This window comes from Micromonospora sp. NBC_00421, assembly GCF_036017915.1.
Classification (GTDB): domain Bacteria; phylum Actinomycetota; class Actinomycetes; order Mycobacteriales; family Micromonosporaceae; genus Micromonospora.
This window is the reverse complement of the sequence record NZ_CP107929.1, coordinates 4,798,570-4,818,097: the sequence shown is the minus strand read 5'-3', so window position 1 is coordinate 4,818,097 and position 19,528 is coordinate 4,798,570. Positions and strand designations below refer to the sequence as shown.

Annotated in this window: 20 protein-coding genes and 1 tRNA gene; 17 read left to right on the top strand and 4 right to left on the bottom strand. The window is 73.6% G+C overall.

From position 1 onward, the window contains the following. Positions 1 to 5: 5 nt before the first annotated feature. The 15 genes from OHQ87_RS20160 (at position 6) to OHQ87_RS20090 (ending at position 12,443) form a co-directional block, all read left to right on the top strand. Positions 6 to 947 carry a Ppx/GppA phosphatase family protein gene (locus OHQ87_RS20160; RefSeq protein ID WP_328348925.1) on the top strand — a complete coding sequence of 314 codons (942 nt, stop codon included), beginning with the start codon at positions 6 to 8 and terminating at the stop codon, positions 945 to 947. A 337-nt stretch (positions 948 to 1,284) separates the two neighbouring features. After that, positions 1,285 to 1,617, top strand: coding sequence for a PadR family transcriptional regulator (locus OHQ87_RS20155; protein ID WP_328340050.1), 333 nt, complete (start codon positions 1,285 to 1,287; stop codon positions 1,615 to 1,617). After that, positions 1,614 to 2,717 (top strand): HAAS signaling domain-containing protein, encoded by a 1,104-nt coding sequence (locus OHQ87_RS20150; protein WP_328340048.1) that lies wholly within the window; start codon positions 1,614 to 1,616, stop codon positions 2,715 to 2,717. The genes OHQ87_RS20155 and OHQ87_RS20150 overlap by 4 nt, the downstream gene beginning before the upstream one ends. A 108-nt stretch (positions 2,718 to 2,825) precedes the next feature. Continuing rightward, positions 2,826 to 3,362: an LppU/SCO3897 family protein gene (locus tag OHQ87_RS20145; RefSeq protein WP_328340047.1), complete on the top strand. Its 537-nt coding sequence runs from the start codon at positions 2,826 to 2,828 to the stop codon at positions 3,360 to 3,362. A 237-nt stretch (positions 3,363 to 3,599) separates the two neighbouring features. Continuing rightward, complete coding sequence (locus OHQ87_RS20140) at positions 3,600 to 4,286, top strand: dienelactone hydrolase family protein (RefSeq protein ID WP_328348924.1); 687 nt, start codon at positions 3,600 to 3,602, stop codon at positions 4,284 to 4,286. Beyond that, a complete protein-coding gene (locus tag OHQ87_RS20135) occupies positions 4,279 to 5,070 on the top strand; it encodes a uracil-DNA glycosylase (RefSeq protein ID WP_328340045.1) in 792 nt (263 codons plus the stop codon). The genes OHQ87_RS20140 and OHQ87_RS20135 overlap by 8 nt, the downstream gene beginning before the upstream one ends. A gap of 19 nt (positions 5,071 to 5,089) precedes the next feature. Beyond that, the gene (locus OHQ87_RS20130) at positions 5,090 to 5,827 is read left to right on the top strand and encodes a DUF4129 domain-containing protein (RefSeq protein WP_328348923.1); all 738 of its coding nucleotides are present in this window, start codon (positions 5,090 to 5,092) and stop codon (positions 5,825 to 5,827) included. 31 nt (positions 5,828 to 5,858) lie between these two features. Further along, a complete protein-coding gene (locus OHQ87_RS20125; protein ID WP_328340043.1) occupies positions 5,859 to 6,446 on the top strand; it encodes a hypothetical protein in 588 nt (195 codons plus the stop codon). Next, entirely contained in the window at positions 6,446 to 7,453 is a 1,008-nt protein-coding gene (locus OHQ87_RS20120; RefSeq protein WP_328340041.1) for an AAA family ATPase, read from the top strand. Before OHQ87_RS20125 ends, OHQ87_RS20120 begins: the two co-directional genes overlap by 1 nt. Before the next feature lie 5 nt (positions 7,454 to 7,458). Continuing rightward, positions 7,459 to 8,823 carry a DUF58 domain-containing protein gene (locus tag OHQ87_RS20115; protein ID WP_442930565.1) on the top strand — a complete coding sequence of 455 codons (1,365 nt, stop codon included), beginning with the start codon at positions 7,459 to 7,461 and terminating at the stop codon, positions 8,821 to 8,823. A gap of 5 nt (positions 8,824 to 8,828) precedes the next feature. Next, a complete protein-coding gene (locus tag OHQ87_RS20110) occupies positions 8,829 to 9,389 on the top strand; it encodes a hypothetical protein (RefSeq protein WP_328348921.1) in 561 nt (186 codons plus the stop codon). 92 nt (positions 9,390 to 9,481) lie between these two features. Beyond that, positions 9,482 to 10,819 carry an NAD(P)/FAD-dependent oxidoreductase gene (locus OHQ87_RS20105; protein ID WP_328340039.1) on the top strand — a complete coding sequence of 446 codons (1,338 nt, stop codon included), beginning with the start codon at positions 9,482 to 9,484 and terminating at the stop codon, positions 10,817 to 10,819. A gap of 141 nt (positions 10,820 to 10,960) precedes the next feature. Continuing rightward, a tRNA-Leu gene (locus tag OHQ87_RS20100) sits at positions 10,961 to 11,044 on the top strand. A 108-nt stretch (positions 11,045 to 11,152) separates the two neighbouring features. Continuing rightward, on the top strand, positions 11,153 to 11,974 hold the full coding sequence (locus OHQ87_RS20095; RefSeq protein WP_328340037.1) for a Bax inhibitor-1/YccA family protein: 822 nt from the start codon (positions 11,153 to 11,155) through the stop codon (positions 11,972 to 11,974). Between the two features lie 148 nt (positions 11,975 to 12,122). Continuing rightward, positions 12,123 to 12,443: a hypothetical protein gene (locus OHQ87_RS20090; RefSeq protein WP_328340035.1), complete on the top strand. Its 321-nt coding sequence runs from the start codon at positions 12,123 to 12,125 to the stop codon at positions 12,441 to 12,443. 67 nt (positions 12,444 to 12,510) lie between these two features. Here OHQ87_RS20090 and OHQ87_RS20085 read toward each other — a convergent pair whose 3' ends face one another. The 4 genes from OHQ87_RS20085 to OHQ87_RS20070 all read right to left on the bottom strand — a co-directional run bounded on the left by OHQ87_RS20085 (position 12,511) and on the right by OHQ87_RS20070 (position 17,488). Beyond that, complete coding sequence (locus OHQ87_RS20085; RefSeq protein ID WP_328340033.1) at positions 12,511 to 14,055, bottom strand: CYTH and CHAD domain-containing protein; 1,545 nt, start codon at positions 14,053 to 14,055, stop codon at positions 12,511 to 12,513. A 112-nt stretch (positions 14,056 to 14,167) separates the two neighbouring features. Further along, a complete protein-coding gene (locus OHQ87_RS20080) occupies positions 14,168 to 15,430 on the bottom strand; it encodes an acetyl-CoA C-acetyltransferase (RefSeq protein WP_328340031.1) in 1,263 nt (420 codons plus the stop codon). A gap of 119 nt (positions 15,431 to 15,549) precedes the next feature. Continuing rightward, the gene (locus OHQ87_RS20075) at positions 15,550 to 16,353 is read right to left on the bottom strand and encodes an SGNH/GDSL hydrolase family protein (protein ID WP_328340030.1); all 804 of its coding nucleotides are present in this window, start codon (positions 16,351 to 16,353) and stop codon (positions 15,550 to 15,552) included. Positions 16,354 to 16,438: 85 nt separating this feature from the next. Further along, entirely contained in the window at positions 16,439 to 17,488 is a 1,050-nt protein-coding gene (locus OHQ87_RS20070; RefSeq protein WP_328340028.1) for an SGNH/GDSL hydrolase family protein, read from the bottom strand. A 182-nt stretch (positions 17,489 to 17,670) separates the two neighbouring features. Between OHQ87_RS20070 and OHQ87_RS20065 the strand changes: the two genes are divergently transcribed. Together OHQ87_RS20065 and OHQ87_RS20060 are read left to right on the top strand one after the other, a co-directional pair. Next, positions 17,671 to 18,027: a YkvA family protein gene (locus tag OHQ87_RS20065; RefSeq protein WP_328340026.1), complete on the top strand. Its 357-nt coding sequence runs from the start codon at positions 17,671 to 17,673 to the stop codon at positions 18,025 to 18,027. Positions 18,028 to 18,102: 75 nt separating this feature from the next. Further along, positions 18,103 to 19,473, top strand: coding sequence for a cystathionine beta-synthase (locus tag OHQ87_RS20060; protein ID WP_328340024.1), 1,371 nt, complete (start codon positions 18,103 to 18,105; stop codon positions 19,471 to 19,473). The last annotated feature ends 55 nt before the right edge of the window (positions 19,474 to 19,528 follow it).

The following is a 19,528-nucleotide window of genomic DNA, read 5'->3' as shown; positions in this document are numbered from 1 at the left end:
CGCGTGTGGCCGCCATCGACTGTGGGACCAACTCCATCCGACTGCTGGTCGCCGACCTGCCCGACCCGTCGGCCGGGCCGCAGGCCCCGCTTGTCGACCTGGCCCGCCGGATGGAGATCGTCCGGCTCGGTCAGGGCGTCGACCGGACCGGGCGGCTGGCCCCCGAGGCGATCGAGCGGACCCGGGTGGCGCTGGCCGGCTTCGCCGCCGAGATCGAGAAGCTGGGGGCCGAGCGGGTCCGGATGTGCGCCACCTCGGCGACCCGGGACGCCAGCAACGCGGCCGATTTCCGGACCATGGTCGCGCATACCCTCGGCGTCGCCCCCGAGGTGGTAAGCGGCGACGAGGAGGCCCGGCTGTCGTTCACCGGGGCGGTCCGTGGGTTGCCCGCCGACGCGCAGCCGCTGTACCTGGTGGTGGACATCGGCGGTGGCTCGACCGAGTTCGTGGTGGGCACCCGTGACGGTGGCGTCCAGGCGGCGATCTCGGTGGACATCGGCTGCGTCCGGATGACCGAACGGCACCTGCCCGGCGACCCGCCGACCGCCGACGAGGTCACCGCCGCGCAGGCCGACATCGCCGCCGCCGTCGACCGGGCGCTCGCCGCCGTCCCCGGCCGTCAGGCCGCCACCCTGGTCGGCCTCGCCGGCTCGGTCACCACCGTCGTCGCCATCGCCCAGGGCCTCCAGGAGTACGACCCGGAGCGCATCCACCACGCCCGGGTGCCGTACGAGCGGGTGGCCGAGGTGACCGCCGACCTGCTGGCGAAGACTGCCGCGCAGCGGTTGGAGATCCCGGTGATGCACCCGGGCCGGGCGGACGTGATCGGGGCGGGTGCGCTGGTGCTGCGGGTCATCATGGAACGGGCCGGTATGTCCTCGGTGGTCGCCTCCGAGCACGACATCCTCGACGGCATCGCCTGGAGCCTCCGGCCCGCCACGAGCTGACCCGTCGCTCCGGCCGGTCCGGTGGACGCCTCCGGCGTCATCGGGAATCCCCTTCCCCGCGCTGCAACATGCAGGCGAGTCATCTCGGCATCGCTGACTGTCCACGTCGGACGCGCCAAGCAGCTGCCGTCCGCCCCCGCCCCCGCCCCGCCCCCGTCCCGTTGATCAAGAGGTTTACGTCAAAAGTCCCGCCAAGAATGACGCAAACTTCTTGATCAACGGGGGCGGGGGTGGGGCGGGGGCGGGACGGGGACGGGGGTGGGGGCGGGACGGGGACGGGTGGGGGTGGGTAGTGTGTTGTTGACGGTAGTTTGCATTGCGCAGTAGTGTGTGTCGTGTGGACACCACACAACTGCTCAAGGGTGTGCTTGACCTGGCTGTTCTGGCCGTGCTGCGGGATTCCGACGGGTACGGGTACGACATCCTGCGCCGGCTGCGGGAGGCCGGGCTGGAGGAGGTCGGGGACGCCTCGGTCTACGGCACGCTGCGTCGGCTCTTCGCCGCCGGGCTGCTCACCACGTACGTGGTGCCGAGCGAGTCCGGGCCGCACCGCAAGTACTACGCGCTCAACGCCGCCGGCCGTGACCAGCTCACCCGCTCCGGCAAGACCTGGCGCGCGTTCGCCACGACGATGGACCAGCTGCTCGACGATCGGGGGAGGACGGCATGACCGTCACTGGGCAGGACGTCACGGACTACGTCGAGCGGGTGCGGGCCGCCCTGGCCGACCTGCCACCGCAGGCCCGCGACGAGCTGACCGAGGACCTTCCGGAACACCTGACCGAGGTCGCCGCCGAAGCCGACGGCTCGCTGGTCGACCGGCTGGGCACCCCCGAGGCGTACGCGGCGGAGCTGCGCGCCGCCGCCGGGGCGGGCGATCCGGCGGCCGGCCGACGGGTCCTGGAACGGCGGATCGCCGTCATGGTGGGACATGCCCGGACCCGGATCGACCGGGTCGACGCCCGGCTCGGCCCACTGCTCGGGCACGCCACGGCGGGCGAGTTCCTGCGGCTGCTCCGCCCGGCCTGGTGGGTGGGCCGCGCCTACCTGGCCGCGATGCTGATCACCGCGATCAGCACCGACGGCCCGCTCGGCCTGCTGCCCCGGCTCGACGGCAACTGGTTCGTCGGGCTGCTGATGTTCGCCGGGCTGGTCGTCGGCTCCTGCTGGTTGGGTCGCCACACCTCCGAACTGCGAATCTGGCAGCGCTGGGCGGTGCACGCCGGTGCAGTGGGGCTGATCCTGTTCGCGATCGGCGGACTGCTGGTCGTGGACGACAACGCCCGCCTCGGTGCCGACTACGGCTACCAGTCGACCTCCGTGCAGAACCCGTACGACCAGGTGCAGGACGTCTACGTCTACGACAGCGAAGGGCGGGTGGTGGAGAACGCCCGGCTCTTCGACCAGAACGGCACCCCGATCCGGCTGGGCTGGCCGGCCTGCGACGATCCCGCCCTGCCCGACGTCAACCCCATGCAGCGTGGCTACCCGTACTGCCCGGAGCAGGCGCCGTTCCGGCCGCGCCCGCCGGCCGTTGCCCCGCTCCCGCCCGGGTCGACAGGTGATCCGGGCGTCTCGCCCGCACCGACCGGGCCCGTCGCCGTTCCGACGGCAACCACGCCGGGCGCGCCCGTCCCCACCGGGCCAGGCACCGCCGACCCCACCGCCCCGGGCACGCCGGTTCCCACCGGGTCGGCTCCGACGACGCCGCCCGCGCCGCCGTCGGTGGCCGGGCCGGCGGGCGAGCCCCTGCCCACCGCTACCCGCTGACCCGGCCTTGCTGGGAAATGGCTGAACGGACGATGGGAACGGGGCAGCGCACGCTGATCTTCGTCGCTACGTTGTCGTCTGCTCATCCACCCCTCGGAAGGAAACCCCGTGTCAGAGCAGGTCGCACCGCCCCCCGCGCCGCTGGCAGAACCGGCCGGCCAGGCCGAGCAGGCCGGTCAGGCCGAGCCGGTCGCACCGGCCTCCGCCGTCACGCCGGAGCAGCCGGCGCAGCTGCAGCAGCCGGAGGAGTCGAAGGGCGGCGGCGCGAAGAAGGCGCTCGGCATCGTCGGCGCGGTCGTCGCCTTTCTGGTGATCGCCGCGCTGAAGTTCGGCGTCGCCAGCGCCATCGGCAACTTCCTCAACCCGGACGAGACGGCCGAGGCGAAGGCCGGTGACTGCATCGCCGAACTGCCCGAGGTGACAGGCACCGAGGAGCAGTCGGTGAGCGACGCCAAGGTGGTCAAGTGCACCTCGACCGAGGCCGTCTACACCGTTGTCGGCCGGGTGGAGGAGCAGACCGAGGCGCAGGCGAAGACGGGCAAGGCGTGCGAGCAGTACCTCAAGGAGGGCGACGACGGCTACGTCTTCTACAACATCGCCCCGGGCGGCAAGGGCTACCTGCTCTGCCTGGCCAAGAAGGCCTGACCGGGAGGGCCTTCCGGTCGACCGGGAAGGCCTGACCGGGTCGGGACGGCAGTCCGCCGACGGCGGCGCGGGAACCTCCGCGCCGCCGTCGGCGTGTCCCACGCCACCGTCGGTGAACGCGAGGTATATGCCACTGTTCCGGCATCTTCCCGGCACGCGTACGGCGTGACAGGCTACCGACACGTAGGAGCGCCCTGCGACCAGCCGATGATGACTGACCGACAGGAGGACGGGCCGATGGGCGAGATGGTGAGTTACCGCCGTAGCGCAGGGACCGGCGAGGGGTATCTCGCGATACCGTCCAGTGGAACGGCCAGCCCGGCGGTCATCGTCATCCAGGACTGGTGGGGTCTCGTCCCGCACATCCGTTCGGTGGTGGACCGGTTCGCCGAGGCCGGCTTCGTCGCGCTGGCCCCCGACTTCCGGCACGGCCAGCCGGCCAGCAAACCCAGCGAGCCCCGGCAGATGCTCAACAGCGCCCAGATGGACGAGGCGGCGGCCGACATCGCCGGTGCGGCGGAATACCTCGCCGGCCGGGCCGAGGTGACCGGCAAGGTCGGCTGCGCCGGGTTCTGCGCCGGTGCCAGCCTGGCCCTCTGGGCGGCGACCCGGGCCGAGCGGATCGTGGCCACCGCCGCCTTCTACCCTCGGCTGCCGTGGGACGGGATGCCCACCGAGTGGGCCGACTACGCGGGCAAGGCGGCGGTCGTGCACTGCTCCGAGGCGGACGGCCTCTCCGCCGCCGACGGGGTACAGACCGTGCGTCGGGCCGTCGAGAACGCCGGTGGCACCTGCCAGACCTACGACTACCCGGGCACCGCGCACGCGTTCTTCAACGAGGACCGGCCGGAGAACTTCGACCAGCGGGCCGCCGCCACCGCCTGGGCCCGCACCCTGGAACTCTTCCGGGCCAAGCTTGGCTGAGTCGCGTACCCCCGCCGAGGTGGTCGCCCGCGCCGCGCGGGCGACCGACCTGGCCGACCTCGACGCGGCGATCGGCGACTGCTTCGCCTGCCCGCGTCTGGTCGACTGGCGGGAGGAGGTCGCCCGGACGAAACGGGCCGCCTTCCGCGACCAGGATTACTGGGGGCGGCCGGTGCCCGGCTTCGGCTCCCCGGACAACCGCACCGGGCGCGGCGGCGCAGGCCCACCGGCCACCGCCCCGGCGCCGACGCGGATCGGGATTCTCGGGTTGGCCCCGGCCGCGCACGGGGGCAACCGGACCGGCCGGGTCTTCACCGGGGACCGCTCCGGCGACGTGCTCTTCGCCGCCCTGCACCGGGCCGGGCTGGCCAACCAGCCGACCAGTGTGGCCGCCGACGACGGGCTCGCCCTCGTCGGCACCCGGATCTTCGCCGCCGTACGCTGCGCGCCGCCGGACAACAAGCCCACCCCGGCCGAGCGGGACACCTGCGCCCCCTGGGTGCACCGGGAGGTGGAGTTGATCCGGCCCACCCTGCGGGTGGTCGTCGCGCTGGGTGGCTTCGCCTGGGCCGCGTGGTGGCCGGTGCTGCGCCAGGTGTACGGCGTCCGGCCGCCCAGCCCGCGACCGGTCTTCGGCCATGGGGCACACTGGTCCGGGTCGGCCGCTCCCGATCTGCTCGGTTGCTACCACGTCAGCCAGCAGAACACCTTCACCGGGCGGTTGACCGCACAGATGCTTGACGATGTGTTCGCCCGGGCGAAACAGCTCGCGGGGGTGGACTGAGCAGCGTGGGACGGTGGCGATGGACCTCGGCGTACTGCGCAGGTGGTGGCCCGTCGCCGTGGTTTCGCTGCTGCTGCTCGCCGCCGCACTCGCCGCCGGCCACTCGTCGATCGGTGCCAGCCGCATCCCACCCGCCGCCGAGAGCCTCCCGTACGTGCCGGAGTATCCGACGGCCGAGCCGGCCCGGTCCATCCCGATCGAACCGCGCACCGACGCCGAGCAGACCCGGGCGAGCGTCCCGCAGTGGATCGCCACGGTGGCGATCGTCCTGCTCGGACTGGCCATCCTGACCGCCCTCGGCTACCTGGCCTTCACCCTGCTGCGCGGCGCGCTGCGGCGGACCAGCCGGGCGATCCCCGCCACCCGGGCCCGGCGTACCGCCGAGGGCACCGCGCGGGAGGTGGTGGCCGCGCTCGACGCCGGCCTGGAGGAGTTGGACGACGCCGACACCGACCCGCGTACCGCAGTCATCGCCTGCTGGGTGCGGCTGGAGGAGGCCGCCACCGAGGCCGGCGTGCCGAGGCGTACCGGGGACACCCCGACCGACCTGGTCAGCCGGCTGCTGCGCGGCGACCCGGCGGCCGGCGTGCCCGCCATCGCCAGCGCCGACGTGCTGGACGGCTTCGCGCACGTCTACCGCGAGGCCCGTTACGCCACCCGCACCGTCGACGCCGGGATGCGCGACCAGGCCCGGGGGGCGCTACGACGACTGCGCGGCGAACTCACCGCGCTCGCCGACGCGCAGGAGCCGGCGTGACCGCCCGTACCGCACCCGGTGAGGTGCCGGGATGAGCGAGTCGACAGGCCTGGACGACCTCTTCCGCTTCGAGGAGGAGGCACCGGCCCGGTCGGGCCGGGCCCGGGGCGGACGTGCCCGCTGGGTCTTCCGGCTGCTCCTGACCGCCGCCGGGGTCACCGCCGTGATCCTGGTCGGCCTGCGCGCGGTCGGCCTGCAACTGTCGATCGGGATCGTGGTGGCCGGGGTGCTGGCGGTGCTCGCCGTCCGCCGGGTCACCGCACTGCTCGCCCCGCCGCCGCCACCCCGCAGCGGTGCCCGGACCCCGGCCGGTGAGGAACCGGGCGCCTACAACTGGGCGGCCCGGGACGCGTTGCGGGCCGCCATCAACGGTTGGGAACGCCCGCTGGACTGGTCCTCGGAGAACCCGGACCGGTTCGCCGAGCGGATCCTGCCCCGCCTCGGCGAGTTGGCCGACGAGCGGCTGCGCCAACGCCACGGGCTGACCCGGGAGTCCGACCCGACCCGGGCCCGCGCCCTGCTCGGGGAGCCGCTCTGGAGCTTCCTCGACACCCCCTCCCGCCGTCCCCCGTCGCCGCGCGACCTTGCGGCGATCGTCGCCGAACTGGAGAAGATCTGATGAACGACGTGGACCGCAGCATTCCCGCCACGGAGGTCGGCCACCTGGCCCGGGCGGTGCTGGACGCGGTCGGCACGGTCGTGGTCGGCAAGCGGGAGTCCCTGGAACTGGTCCTCGCCGGCATCCTGGCCGGCGGGCACGTGCTGCTGGAGGACCTGCCCGGCCTGGGCAAGACGCTCACCGCGCGTTCCTTCGCCCAGGCCCTCGGGCTGGACTTCCGTCGGCTCCAGTTCACCCCCGACCTGCTGCCCGCCGACGTCACCGGCTCGTTCCTCTACGACCAGCGCAGCGGCGACTTCTCCTTCCGGGCCGGCCCACTCTTCACCAACCTGCTGCTGGCCGACGAGATCAACCGGACACCGCCGAAGACCCAGTCGGCGCTGCTGGAGGCGATGCAGGAGAAGCAGGTCTCCGTCGAGGGCGTCACCTACCGGCTGGACGCGCCGTTCCACGTCCTCGCCACCGCCAACCCGATCGAGTACGAGGGGACGTACCCGCTGCCCGAGGCGCAGCTCGACCGGTTCCTGCTGCGGGTGTCGTTCGGGTACCCGCAGCGCGAGGAGGAGTGGGAGGTGCTGCGTCGGCGGATGGACCGTCGCCGCGAGGAGGCCCAGATCGAGCCGGTGGTCGACGCCGGCACCCTGCGGGCCATGCAGGCCGCGTTGGAGGACGTGGTGGTGGAGGACTCCGTCGGCAAGTACATCGTGGACCTCACCGCGGCCACCCGGGAGCACCCGTCGGTGCTGGTCGGCGCGTCCCCGCGGGGATCGCTGGCGCTGCTGCTGCTGGCCCGGGTCCGGGCGGTGTTCGCCGGCCGGGACTACGTGGTTCCGGAGGACGTGAAGGAGGTGGCGGCCCCCGCGCTGGCCCACCGGATCACCCTGCGCCCGGAGATGTGGCTGCGCCGGGTCGACCCCTCCTTCGTGGTCGGCGAGGTGCTGGAGCAGACCCCGGCGCCGGCCAGTGGCGCGCTGCCCAGCTACGCGGCCGGCCAGGCCGGGCGCTGATCGTCGTGCCTGACCGTCAGGAGCCGACGGCGGGCTGGTCGCCCACCTGGGCGCTCGGCCGGGCGGTGTTGCTCACCGGGTTGCTGCTGATCGCCGCCGTGCTGCTCGGCCGGGTCGACCTGGTCGTGCTGGCCACGCCGTTCGCGCTCGGCACCGCGTACGCGCTGCGCCGCCGGCCCGTCGCCGCACCGCAGTTGGAGATCACCGCCTCGGACGCCCAACTGGTCGAGGGCGGCGAGCTGGCCGGTGCCGTGGTGGTGGGCAACCCGGACGTCGTGCCGTACGACGTGGTGGTGGTCCGGACCCGGATCTCACCGTGGCTGCGGGTACGGCGGGCCGGCTTCGGCGGGCTCGGGCTGGACGTCAGCCGCACCGGTGGCGCGGACCGGCCCTTCGTCACCTCGCTGTCCACCGGCACCGCCGTCGACCTGGAGCTGGCCGGTACCGCGCTGCGCTGGGGCCGGCACCCGATCGGCCCGGCCGGTGCCCGCGCCGCCGCCGCCGACGGGCTGCTGGTCTCCCGGGCGGTGCTCACCGAGCCGGTGCGGATGCGGGTCTACCCGAAGACCGAGCCGTTCGAGGCGGTGGAGGCGATGCCCCGGGCCGCCGGGCTGGTCGGCGCGCACCACTCCCGACGACCGGGGGAGGGCGGCGAGCTGGCCGGGGTACGGGTCTTCGGGCCGGGGGACCGGCTGCGCCGGATCGACTGGCGGGTGTCGCTGCGGACCCGGCAGTTGCACGTGGCGTCCACCCTGTCCGACCGGGACGCCGAGGTGGTCGTCCTGCTCGACGTGCTGGCCGAGGCGGGCCGCTCCGGCGGGGTGGCCGGTGCGGCGTCCGTGCTGGACACCACGGTCCGGGCCGCCGCCGCGATCGCCGAGCACTACCTGCACCGGGGTGACCGGGTGGCCCTGCTGGAGTACGGTCCGGCGGCCCGTCGACTGCGTCCGGCCACCGGTCGCCGGCAGTACCTGACCGTGCTGGAATGGCTGCTCGACGTGCACGCCGAGTCCTCCCCGCACGAGCCGTACGACCAGGTCTTCGGCCCGCAGGTGCTCTCCGCCGACGCCCTTGTGGTGGTGCTCACCCCGCTGCTCGACGAGCGGTCCGCGCAGATGCTGGCCCGGCTGGCCCGGGGCGGACGTTTCGTGGTGGCGGTGGACACCCTGCCGACCGACCTCGCCCCGCCCGGCAACCGGGGCTGGGCGCCGGTGGCGTACCGGCTGTGGCGGCTGGACCGGGACACGATGATCGGTCAGCTCCGGGAGCACGGCGTGCCGGTGGTGGGTTGGGCCGGTGCCGGCAGCCTCGACCAGGTGCTGCGGGACGTCGCCCGACTGGCGACCGCTCCCCGGGTCGGTGGCCGGTGAGCGCGGTGGACGCCGTCGGGGAGCGGCTCAGGGTGGTGCGGACGGTCGTCCGCCGGGTGACGCTGTTGCCGCTGCTGGTGCGCGGTGCCGTCTTCCTGGTGGTGCTGGCCGGTCTGCTGCTGGCGTACCCGGTGGAGCTGTTCGACGCCCGGTCGTTGCTCGCGCTGACGGTGGTGGCGGTGTTGCCGGCGGTGGCGCCGCGCCGGTTCTGGCCGACCTTCGCCGCGCTGGTCACGGTGGCCGGTTGGGTGTTCGCCTCGGCCGGTTACGACCGTCCGATCGCGCTGTGGCGGTTGTTGGCGGTGGCGGCCCTGCTCTACCTCGGACACACCCTCTGCGCGCTTTCGGCCGTGCTGCCCTACGACGGGGCGATCGACCCGGACGTGGTGCTGCGCTGGCTCACCCGGGCCGGTGCGGTGGTGCTGGCCTCGGCGGTGATCGGCGTGCTGCTGACCGGGGCGGGGCAGCTCGGCCCGGATGACGGTTCCCAGGCCGTGACGGTGGTCGGTCTGCTGGTGGCGGTGGGTCTGAGCGGGTTGCTGGGCTGGCTGCTGCGGCGCAGATAGCGGGACGTTGCGCAGCTCACAGGTGTTGTGCTCCGTCACAGAAGGGGGTCTCGAGCGGGATTATCGCAGCCGCCCGGGGAAAGATGGACTACGTGAATCCGAAGCGGATCCTTGTCGTGGGTGCCGGGCACGTAGGCCTGTACGCCGCTCTGCGCCTGTCCAAGAAGCTGAGCTCCCGTGAGGCCGAGGTCGTCGTCGTCGACCCGCAGCCGCACATGACGTACCAGCCGTTCCTCCCCGAGGCGGCGGCCGGCAACATCTCGCCCCGGCACTCCGTGGTGCCGCTGCGGCGTGAGTTGCGCAAGTGCAAGGTCGTCGCGGGCGCGGTGACCCGGATCGACCACAGCCGCAGGACCGCGGTGGTGCAGCCGATCTCCGGCCCGACCCGGGAGATCCCGTACGACCACGTGATCGTGGCCCCCGGCTCGGTGTCCCGCACCCTGCCGATCCCGGGCCTGCACGAGCACGGGATCGGGTTCAAGACCATCGGTGAGGCCATCTACCTGCGCAACCACGTGCTGGACCGGCTCGACGTGGCGGCCGCCACGCAGGACGCCGACGTCCGCCGGTCCGCGTTGACGTTCACCTTCGTCGGTGGCGGCTACGCCGGCATCGAGGCGTTGGCCGAGATGGAGGACATGGCCCGGGACGCGCTGCGCTACTACCCGGAGCTGAAGCCGGACGACATGCGCTGGGTGCTGGTCGAGGCGACCCAGCGGGTGCTGCCGGAGGTCGACCGGGACATGGGCGCCTACACGGTGCAGCAGCTGCTCAAGCGGAACATGGACATCCGGCTGGACACCCGGCTGGAATCCTGCGTCGACGGGGTGGTGAAGCTCTCCGACGGGGACAGCTTCCGCTCCGACACCATCGTCTGGACGGCCGGCGTCAAGCCGTCGCCGATGCTGGACCGCACCGACTTCCCCCGCGACGAGCGGCGGCGGGTCACCTGCCTGCCCACCCTCCAGGTCGTCGACGGCGACCGGGTGGTCGAGGGGGCGTGGAGCGCCGGCGACTGTGCCGCCGTACCGGACCTGACCAAGGAGCCGGGCAACTACTGTTCGCCCAGCGCCCAGCACGCGGTACGGCAGGCCGCCCGGATGGCCGACAACATCGCGCTTGTGGTGCGGGGCCGGGAGCCTGTCGACTACAAGCACAAGCACGCCGGCAGCGTGGCCAGCCTCGGCCTGCACAAGGGCGTGGCCCAGGTGTACGGCATCAAGATGAAGGGCTGGCCGGCCTGGTTCATGCACCGGACGTACCACATGAGCCGGATCCCGTCGTTCAACCGCAAGGTCCGGGTCGTGGTCGACTGGTCGCTTGCCTTCTTCCTCAAGCGCGAGGTGGTCGCCCTCGGCCAGCTGCACGACCCGCGTGAGGAGTTCGCGGAGGCGTCGCAGCCGATCCCGATCACCAGCAAGGCGGCCTGACCGCCGGTGCGCCACCGATCGCCCCTTCCCGGTCGCGGGGAGGGGCGGTCGTCGTCCGGCCGGAACGCCACCCCGGGGGTACGCCGGGTCGGCGCGGAACGGTTACCGTGACACTGCACCGTCGCGCGTCGACGCGCTCCCGCCCGGGTGGTGGAACGGCAGACACGGCCGCCTTAAAAGCGGCTGCCGCAAGGCGTGCGGGTTCGAGACCCGCCCCGGGCACCACACTCTCAGCTTTCCCACAGCGTCCCGGTCGTCGCCTGTGGCACCCGGCCGTTTACCCTGGGAGTGCACGTTTGCGTGCGACTGACCCCCTGAGGGAGGCCTGAGACAGTGAAGACCTCGAACCCGGTGCTCGCCCGGCTCGGCCAGGCGGCCGAGCGGGAGCGGTCCGCCGGGTACGCCCAGCCCGGGCCGTACGGTTACGGACAGCCCGGCATTCCCCAGCAGTATCCGGGTCAGCCGGGTTCCCCGGTCGCCCCGACGGTGTCCGGCACGATGACCCTCGACGACGTCGTCGTCAAGACCGTCACCCTCCTGGCCATCCTCGGCGTCTCCGCCGCCGCGGCCTGGATCGTGGTGCCGGATTCGGTGCTCGGCGTCGCCTGGATCGGGGCGGCGATGGTCGGCCTGGTCCTCGGCCTGATCATCTCGTTCTCCCGGGTCGCCAACCCGGCGCTGGTCGTCGCGTACGCGATCGTCGAGGGCGCGTTCGTCGGCCTGGTCAGCAAGGTCTACGAGACGGCCTACCAGGGCATCGTGCTCCAGGCCGTGGTCGCCACCTTCGGCGTCTTCTTCGTGATGACCATGCTCTACAAGGCGCGGGTCATCCGGGCCACCCCCAAGTTCGTCAAGGGCATGATCGCCGTGATGGCGGGCCTCTTCGCCGTCATGCTGATCAACTTCGTGCTGGCCCTGTTCGGGGTCAACACCGGCCTGCGCGACGGCAGCCCGCTGGCCATCGGGTTCAGCCTGGTCTGCATCGTGGTCGCCTCGCTGAGCTTCGTGCTCAGCTTCAAGGAGGTCGAGGACGGCGTCCGGATGGGGCTGCCGGCCCGCTACTCCTGGACGGCCGCGTTCGGCATCGTGGTCAGCCTGGTCTGGCTCTACCTGGAGATGCTCCGCCTGATCAGCTACTTCCAGGGCGACGACTGACGATCTCGCACCCGACGCCCGCCACCGCGATCCCTGCGGCGGCGGGCGTCGTCGTCTGTCCGGACGCCGCCCCGGTGCCCGGGTCGGGGGGCGTCCGGCGTCGGTTCCGCACCGCCTGTCGGCCCGGTGGTGCGTAGACTCGCCGACGATGAGCGCAGCGGAGTTGGACCGGGCGGTGGCGTTGCTGGTCCGTCAGGTGGGCCACTGGCAGCAGCCGCGCTGGGCGGCGGTCGCCGAGGGCGGCAACGTGTCCCGCGCCGACCTGGTGCACCGGCTGGTGCAGGAGATCGCCGACCTGGCCGCCGACGCGGAGGGTGAGCCACGGCGGGACGTACCCCGGCTGGCGCATCCGATGGCGCTGCCCGACCAGCTCCGGGTGGTCGCGGCGGATCTGGTCGCCGCCGGCTCGCCGGCGGCGGTGCTGGCCGGGGCCGCCGCCACGGTGACCGCGACCCGCAGCGTGCTGTAGACACCCGGCGGGAGCGGGCGGTGAACGGGGGCGATCCGCGTGACATCCCACCCCGTGGGCGGGGGCGTCACGGCTCCAGCCAGCGTCGTACCCTGCCGCGTCGGGACCGGTCCCGGGCCTGGTCGAGCCCGTCCAGTTCCCGGTCGGCGGTGGTCGCCTGCCGGGCGTACAGCAGCCCGTAGCTGAAGGTGTTCTCCCCGTCGGCGTACGCCCGCAGCGCCACCCGGCGCAGCGCCTCACGGGTCGGCACCGAGTCCTGGTGCGCGCCGAGCAGGTTCTGCAACCGCTTGAACCGGCGTACCAGGTCGGCCGCCGGATCCCCCACCGTCGGCTCGACCACCTCGACGGCGTACCGGGCCCGCTTGTACGCCTTGCGGGCCTCGTGCAACGCCGGGTCGTCCGCTGTGCCACCCCGGCCGTTCCCCATCGCCCGGTCCAGCCGGTCGTCGGCCCGTCGTACTGCCCGGTGCACCCGGCGGAGGACCCAGCGTCGGCCGGCCCGCCGGACGGGTTGCTCCTCGACCAGTGCGTCGAGCCGGACCAACAGACCGGTCCAGTGTTCCCCGTCGAGGGCGGCGCGTAGCTCGGCCACGGCTGCCGCCTCCTCGGCAGCGAAGTGCGCCGTGATCCGCGCGGCGACCGGGCCGGGCACGAGTTCGGCCGGCTCGGCGTGTACCGCGTCGGTCAGCCGGGCCGCCATCACCTGCACGTCCCGCACCGCCCCGAGCTTCCGGCCCAGCCCGCCCAACTCGGCGCGTACCTGCTCGCTCTCCCGCCGCTCCCAGAGGCCCCGGAAGGTACGCAGGGTCGACCGTAGCCGCCGGATGGCCACCCGCATGTCGTGCACCGCGTCGTAGTCGCCCTCCCGGGCGGCGGGGTGGTGGGCGACGACGGTGTCCCGCTGTGCGGCCAGGTACCCGAGGACGGCGGTCCCGCCGGCACCGGCCCCCCGGCGGTCGCGCCGTCGTCGCGGCCCGGCGTCCCCCGTACCGGGGGCGGCTGCGGTCCGGGCGGCGGCGAGGCGGGCGGCCAGGGCCCGGTGCGACTTGGACCCGGGCACCGGACGGGCCCCTGCCCGGCGGAGCCGTCGCGCGACCGCGTCGAGCAGGGCGTCGTCACCGTCGACCAGTTCCACCTCGATCTCCTGCCAGCGCTGCCGTTCCCCGGTGACCAGATCCCGCGCCTCGACGGTGTCCTCGGCGACCTCGGCGAGCACCCGCCCAGCGGCGTCGAGTAGCCGGCGCTCGTGTCGGACGGTGCTGACCCGCGCGGCCGGCGCTACCGGCCGACCCCGGGCCGCAGCCCGGTACCGGGCCACCAGTTCGGCCGGCGGCCCGTCGTCCGGCGTGCCGGCCGGCACCTGGTATTCGGTGCGGTCACCGCCGGCCGCGCCGACCTTCAGGTGCCAGCCCGCGTCGTGCCCCCCGGAACGCCGGCGCAGCGCGAAGCCGCTACGCGCCAACCGCAGGTCGTCGGTGTCGAGGTAGGTCGCGTCCAGTTCGAGGACGGTGACGTCGGACACCGTCACCACGTCACCGCATCCGGTCAGGTCGGGCAGCCGGAATCCCTCGGTCCCGGAGAACTTGCGCTCGCGTTCCACCGTGGTCACCATGAGGGTCCGATACCCGGGTGCCCGGTCGACGAACCAGCCGTGCGTGGTGTGGTCGGGGCCGCCGGGCGGGAGCGGTGGTGGTCGGGGACCGCCCGGGCGGAAGCGGACGGGCTCAGCTCAGCCGTTCGAGCACCATCGCCATGCCCTGACCGCCGCCGACGCACATGGTCTCCAGGCCGACGGTCCGGTCGTGCCACTGCAGGGCGTTGAGCAGGGTGCCGGTGATCCGGGCGCCGGTCATGCCGAACGGGTGGCCGACGGCGATCGCCCCGCCCATCACGTTGACCTTCTCCTCCGGGATGCCGAGCTGCCGGTACGACGGGATCACCTGGGCGGCGAACGCCTCGTTGATCTCGACCAGGTCGACGTCGTCCACCGTCATCCCGGCCCGGCGCAGCGCCTGCCGGGACGCCTCGACCGGGCCGAGGCCCATGATCTCCGGCGACAGGGCGGTGACGCCTGTGGAGACGATCCGGGCCAACGGGGTGAGCCCCAACTCGTCGGCCCGCTGGGCGCTCATCACCACCACGGCCGCGGCACCGTCGTTGAGCGGGCAGCAGTTGCCGGCGGTGATCCGCCCGTCCGGGCGGAAGACCGGCTTCAGCCCGGCCACCGCCTCCGGGGTGACCCCGGCACGGGGGCCGTCGTCGGTGGCCACCACCGTGCCGTCCGGCGTGTCGACCGGGGTGATCTCGCGGGCCCAGAAGCCGTCGGCGATGGCCTTCTCGGCGAGGTTCTGGCTGCGGACGCCGAACGCGTCCATCTCCTCCCGGGTGACGTCGTACACCTGGGCCAGGTTCTCCGCGGTCTGCCCCATGGCCAGGTAGACGTCGGGGAGTTGACCGGCCTCGCGCGGGTCGGTCCACACCTCGGCACCTGCCTGCGCGCGGGCCGTGGAACGCTGCCGGGCCTCGGCGAAGCGCGGATTCTCCCAGCCGCCGCCGACCAGCGCCTGCGCCTCGGGCGGCAGGGTGTCGGAGTTGCCCCGGGCGTACCGGGAGACCATCTCGACACCGGCGGAGACGAAGACGTCGCCCTCACCGGCCCGGATCGCGTGCATCGCCATCCGGGTGGTCTGCAACGACGACGCGCAGTAGCGGGTCAGCGTGGCACCGGGCAGGCCGTCCAGGCCCATCAGGGTGGCGACCACCCGGGCCAGGTTGAAGCCCTGCTCGCCGCCGGGCAGCCCGCACCCGAGGTAGAGGTCGTCGATCGTGGTGGGGTCGAGCCCGGGAACCTTGTCCAGCGCGGCCTGGACGATGGTGGCGGCGAGATCGTCCGGGCGGACCTCGCGCAGCGAACCCTTGAACGCGCGGCCGATGGGGGACCGGGCGGTGGCGACGATGACGGCGTCGCGGGACGACTCAATCGGCATGAACCAACGTTAACTTGACGGTAACTTGGCGCGGAAGCAGGCCGACCAGCGGGAAATGTCACCCGGGTGACCCGCCGGCCGGACCGGTGGGGTGGACCGGCGGGGTGGACCGGGGCCGGTCAGTGCCGGGAGGCGACGTTGGCGGCGGCGGCGACCGCCGGCAGCAGGGCGTGCGCCCACACCCGGTAACCGTCGGCCGAGGGGTGGAAGCCGTCGTGGCACAGCGTCCCGGCGTCGGCCCGGAACACCGGCCCGGTCTCCGTGCCCAGGTCGACGACGGTGCCGCCGGCGTCGAGCACGGCGGCGGTCTGGGCCCGGGCGACCCGCCGGCCCGACCAGCCGATCAGCTGCCGCAACGGCGGGGCCACCGCGCGTACCGCACCCAGGTCCGGGCAGGTGCCGACGACGACCTCGGCCCCGGCCTCCCGCAGCCGGCGTACCGCCGAGGCGAGGTGCGCCCCCGACTCGCCGGGGCTGCGCATGGCCGTGGCGTCGTTCGCCCCGATCAGCACCACCGCGACGTCCGGCCGGTCACCGAGCAGCGCCCGGGCCACCTGGGTCGCCAGGTCGGTGGAGCGGGAACCGGAGACGCCCACGCTGGACAGGTGCACCCGACGGCCGGTCGGCCCCTCGGCCAGCAGGTGGGCGAGCTGCCCGCCGACCGTCTCGTCGAAGCGGGCCACCCCGACGCCGAGCGCCGAGGAGTCGCCGAGCAGCACCAGCCGCAGCGGTGGGGCGCCGACCCGGCCGACCGTGGCCCGTAGCGCCAGGCCCAGCTCGGGCTGGGCGTACTCGCGGTTGCGGGCCGCCACTGCCTGGCCGGCGAGCACCGCCGCGCCGCCGATCGTCCCGGCGACCAGGGAGACCGCCGCGGCCCTGCCGAGTCGTACGGCCAGCTCGGCACCGACCGATCGGCCGGTCACGATGTCACCGCCCGGAAGCCCGGGTCGGCCGGGACCGGCCCGGTGTGGCATTCGTGGCACCCGGTGGTTCGCTCGCTGTGCTCGCTCATGCCAGTCCCTCCAGTTGGGGTGAGTCGGCGGTGCCATCGGGCTGCGGCACCGGGCCGACGCCGAAGAAGGCCCGCCGCCGTAGCTGCGCCCAGCGGCCGGCCGGGCCGTGCTCCCGGCCCCGGACCTGGGCGCCACTGACCTCCGTGCCGGCGTGCCGGGCCGCCTCCTGGGCGGCCCGGGGCAGCGACCGTACGCCCTCGCCCCCGGCCAGCACCGGCCGGCGTTCCCCGCCCCCGAGCGCCGACAGCACGGTCGGCAGGAGCGCGGCGGCGGCCATCGCGTAGCCCTCGGCGGAGGGGTGGAACCGGTCCCAGGCGAACATCCGGGTCGGCTCGGCGGAGAACCGGGGGCCGAGCAGGTCACCGAGGGAGACCGTCCAGCCGCCCGCCTCGACCACCGCCACCGTCTGGGCGGTGGCGAGCTGCCGGCTCCACCGCCGGGCCAACCAGCGCAGCGGAGGCTGGATCGGCTGGATCGCGCCCAGGTCGGGGCAGGTCCCGACGACCACCTCGCAGCCGGCGGCGCGCAACGTGCGGACCGCGTCGACCAGGTGACGGACCGCCACGGAGTACGGCGTGCGGTTGGTGACGTCGTTGCCGCCGACCATGATCACAGCGACGTCCGGTGCGCACTCCAACGCCGCCTCGACCTGCGGTTGGAGCCCGGTCGAGAGCGCGCCGACCACGGCGAAGCGGTGCACCCGGACGGCCCGGTGCAGTCGCCGGGACAGCCCGGTGGCCAGCAGCGCCCCCAGGGTCTCCCGCCGCCGCAGCACCCCGTAGCTGGCGGCGGAGGAGTCGCCGAGGATCACCAGGGTCAGCGGCGGGCCGGGAATCTTGGCGCCGTACACACCGTCGCAGCGTGGTGGTGGGGCCTCCGCCATCGGGATGGTGCGCCGGGCCTGCCGGGCCTGGCCGAGCAGCACCCCGCCGGTCGCGGCGACGGCAGCCGCGGTGGCACCCGTGCCGATCACCGCCAGCCGGGCCACCTGCCGGGCGCGGTGCCAGCGCGGACCCACCGGTACGACGGAACCAGCCACCCCCATACAGCGACATTATCGCGCCGGAACGACACTCCGCTTCCGTCGCGACGGCCGGTTTCAGGGCTGGGCGACGTCGGTTCTGGGTACCTGATCCGGTGGCGGGGTCCACCTGTGGCCGCCCCGCCGCAGGTGGCGACGGCTTGCGCCGGGCAGTCACGCTTGTCGGTGGAGAGGGGCTGGATGAGATGGGTAGGACATTGAAGCGGACCGCGGCCTTCACGGCGCTGGCCCGGTCGCTGGCGGCGGGCGCCCGGGGTGGCCCGTCGCTGGGCACCCGGCTGGCGGCGCTGCCCCGGATGATCCGGGCCACCGCCCGGGGCGAGTACGACGGCGGGCTCCGGCTGGCGATGATGACGGCGGCGACGGTCTACGTCGTCTCGCCGATCGACGTGGTGCCGGAGCTGTTCCTGACCGTCCTCGGTCTGGTCGACGACGCCGTGATGGTCACCTGGCTGGCCGGTAGCGTGCTGTCCGAGACCGAGCGCTTCCTGGAGTGGGAGGCCCGTCGCGGCTCCGTCATCCCCGGTCATGTGGCGCTCTGACAGCACGTACCCTGAGCGACGAAGGACCGTCTGCCAGGCCGCCGTCCCCGGCGCCGCAACGAAGGGCACAACGAGGTGCAGTACTACGACAACGTCGTCGACCTGATCGGCAACACCCCACTGGTACGGCTACGCAACGTCACCGAGGGTATCCGGGCGACAGTGCTGGCGAAGGTGGAGTACCTCAACCCGGGCGGCTCGGTGAAGGACCGGATCGCGCTGCGGATGGTGGAGGACGCCGAGGCCGCCGGGATCCTCCGGCCCGGTGGCACCATCGTCGAGCCGACAAGCGGCAACACCGGTGTCGGGCTGGCCCTGGTGGCCCAGCTCAAGGGCTACCACTGCGTCTTCGTCTGCCCGGACAAGGTCAGCCAGGACAAGCAGGACGTGCTGCGCGCGTACGGGGCCGAGGTGGTGGTCTGCCCGACCGCCGTCGCCCCGGAGGACCCGCGTTCCTACTACAACGTCTCCGACCGGCTGGCCCGGGAGATCCCCGGCGCGTGGAAGCCCGACCAGTACAGCAACCCGGCCAACCCGCGCTCGCACTACGAGACCACCGGCCCGGAGCTCTGGAAGCAGACCGGGGGCGGGCTCACCCACTTCGTCACCGGGGTCGGCACCGGCGGCACCATCTCCGGCATCGGGCGCTACCTCAAGGAGGCCTCCGAGGGGCGGGTGAAGGTGATCGGGGCCGACCCGGAGGGTTCGGTCTACTCCGGCGGCACCGGTCGGCCCTACCTGGTCGAGGGCGTCGGTGAGGACTTCTGGCCCGAGACGTACGACCGGGGGATCGCCGACCAGATCGTCGAGGTCTCCGACAAGGCGTCGTTCGAGATGACCCGGCGGCTGGCCCGCGAGGAGGGTCTGCTGGTCGGCGGCTCCTGCGGGATGGCCGTGGTGGCGGCGCTGGAGGTGGCCCGTGCCGCCGGCCCGGACGACGTGATCGTGGTGCTGCTGCCGGACAGCGGCAAGGGCTACCTGTCCAAGATCTTCAACGACCGGTGGATGGCCCGGTACGGCTTCCTGGACCACGCCGGCACCGAGCCGACCGTCGCCGACGCGCTGGCGGGCAAGCCGGGCGGCCTGCCCGAGCTGGTGCACGTCCACCCGACCGAGACGGTCCGCGACGCCATCGACTACATGCGCGAGTACGGCGTCTCCCAGCTCCCGGTGCTCAAGGCCGAGCCGCCGGTGGTGACCGGCGAGGTGGCCGGCTCGATCGCCGAGCGGGACCTGCTGGACGCCCTGTTCACCGGTCAGGCGCACCTGCACGACACCATCGAGCGGCACATGGGCGACCCGCTGCCGATGATCGGTGGCGGTCAGCCGGTGAGCGAGGCGGTGGGCCTGCTGGAGAAGTCCGACGCGGCGCTGGTGCTGGTCGACGGCAAGCCCAAGGGCGTACTGACCCGGCAGGACCTGCTCGCCCACCTCGGCGCGCACTGACCCGACGCACCTCGGCGAGGGCTCCTTCCACCGGAAGGGGCCCTCGCCGTGTCGG

Excerpts from the sequence above, each read along its gene's own strand:
- OHQ87_RS20065 (WP_328340026.1), top strand. The coding sequence starts at position 17,671 with ATGGGTAGGACATTGAAGCGGACCGCGGCCTTCACGGCGCTGGCCCGG.
- OHQ87_RS20125 (WP_328340043.1), top strand. The coding sequence starts at position 5,859 with ATGAGCGAGTCGACAGGCCTGGACGACCTCTTCCGCTTCGAGGAGGAG.
- OHQ87_RS20090 (WP_328340035.1), top strand. The coding sequence starts at position 12,123 with ATGAGCGCAGCGGAGTTGGACCGGGCGGTGGCGTTGCTGGTCCGTCAG.
- OHQ87_RS20140 (WP_328348924.1), top strand. The coding sequence starts at position 3,600 with ATGGGCGAGATGGTGAGTTACCGCCGTAGCGCAGGGACCGGCGAGGGG.
- OHQ87_RS20120 (WP_328340041.1), top strand. The coding sequence starts at position 6,446 with ATGAACGACGTGGACCGCAGCATTCCCGCCACGGAGGTCGGCCACCTG.
- OHQ87_RS20150 (WP_328340048.1), top strand. The coding sequence starts at position 1,614 with ATGACCGTCACTGGGCAGGACGTCACGGACTACGTCGAGCGGGTGCGG.
- OHQ87_RS20085 (WP_328340033.1), bottom strand. The coding sequence starts at position 14,055 with ATGGTGACCACGGTGGAACGCGAGCGCAAGTTCTCCGGGACCGAGGGA.
- OHQ87_RS20130 (WP_328348923.1), top strand. The coding sequence starts at position 5,090 with ATGGACCTCGGCGTACTGCGCAGGTGGTGGCCCGTCGCCGTGGTTTCG.
- OHQ87_RS20070 (WP_328340028.1), bottom strand. The coding sequence starts at position 17,488 with ATGGGGGTGGCTGGTTCCGTCGTACCGGTGGGTCCGCGCTGGCACCGC.
- OHQ87_RS20080 (WP_328340031.1), bottom strand. The coding sequence starts at position 15,430 with ATGCCGATTGAGTCGTCCCGCGACGCCGTCATCGTCGCCACCGCCCGG.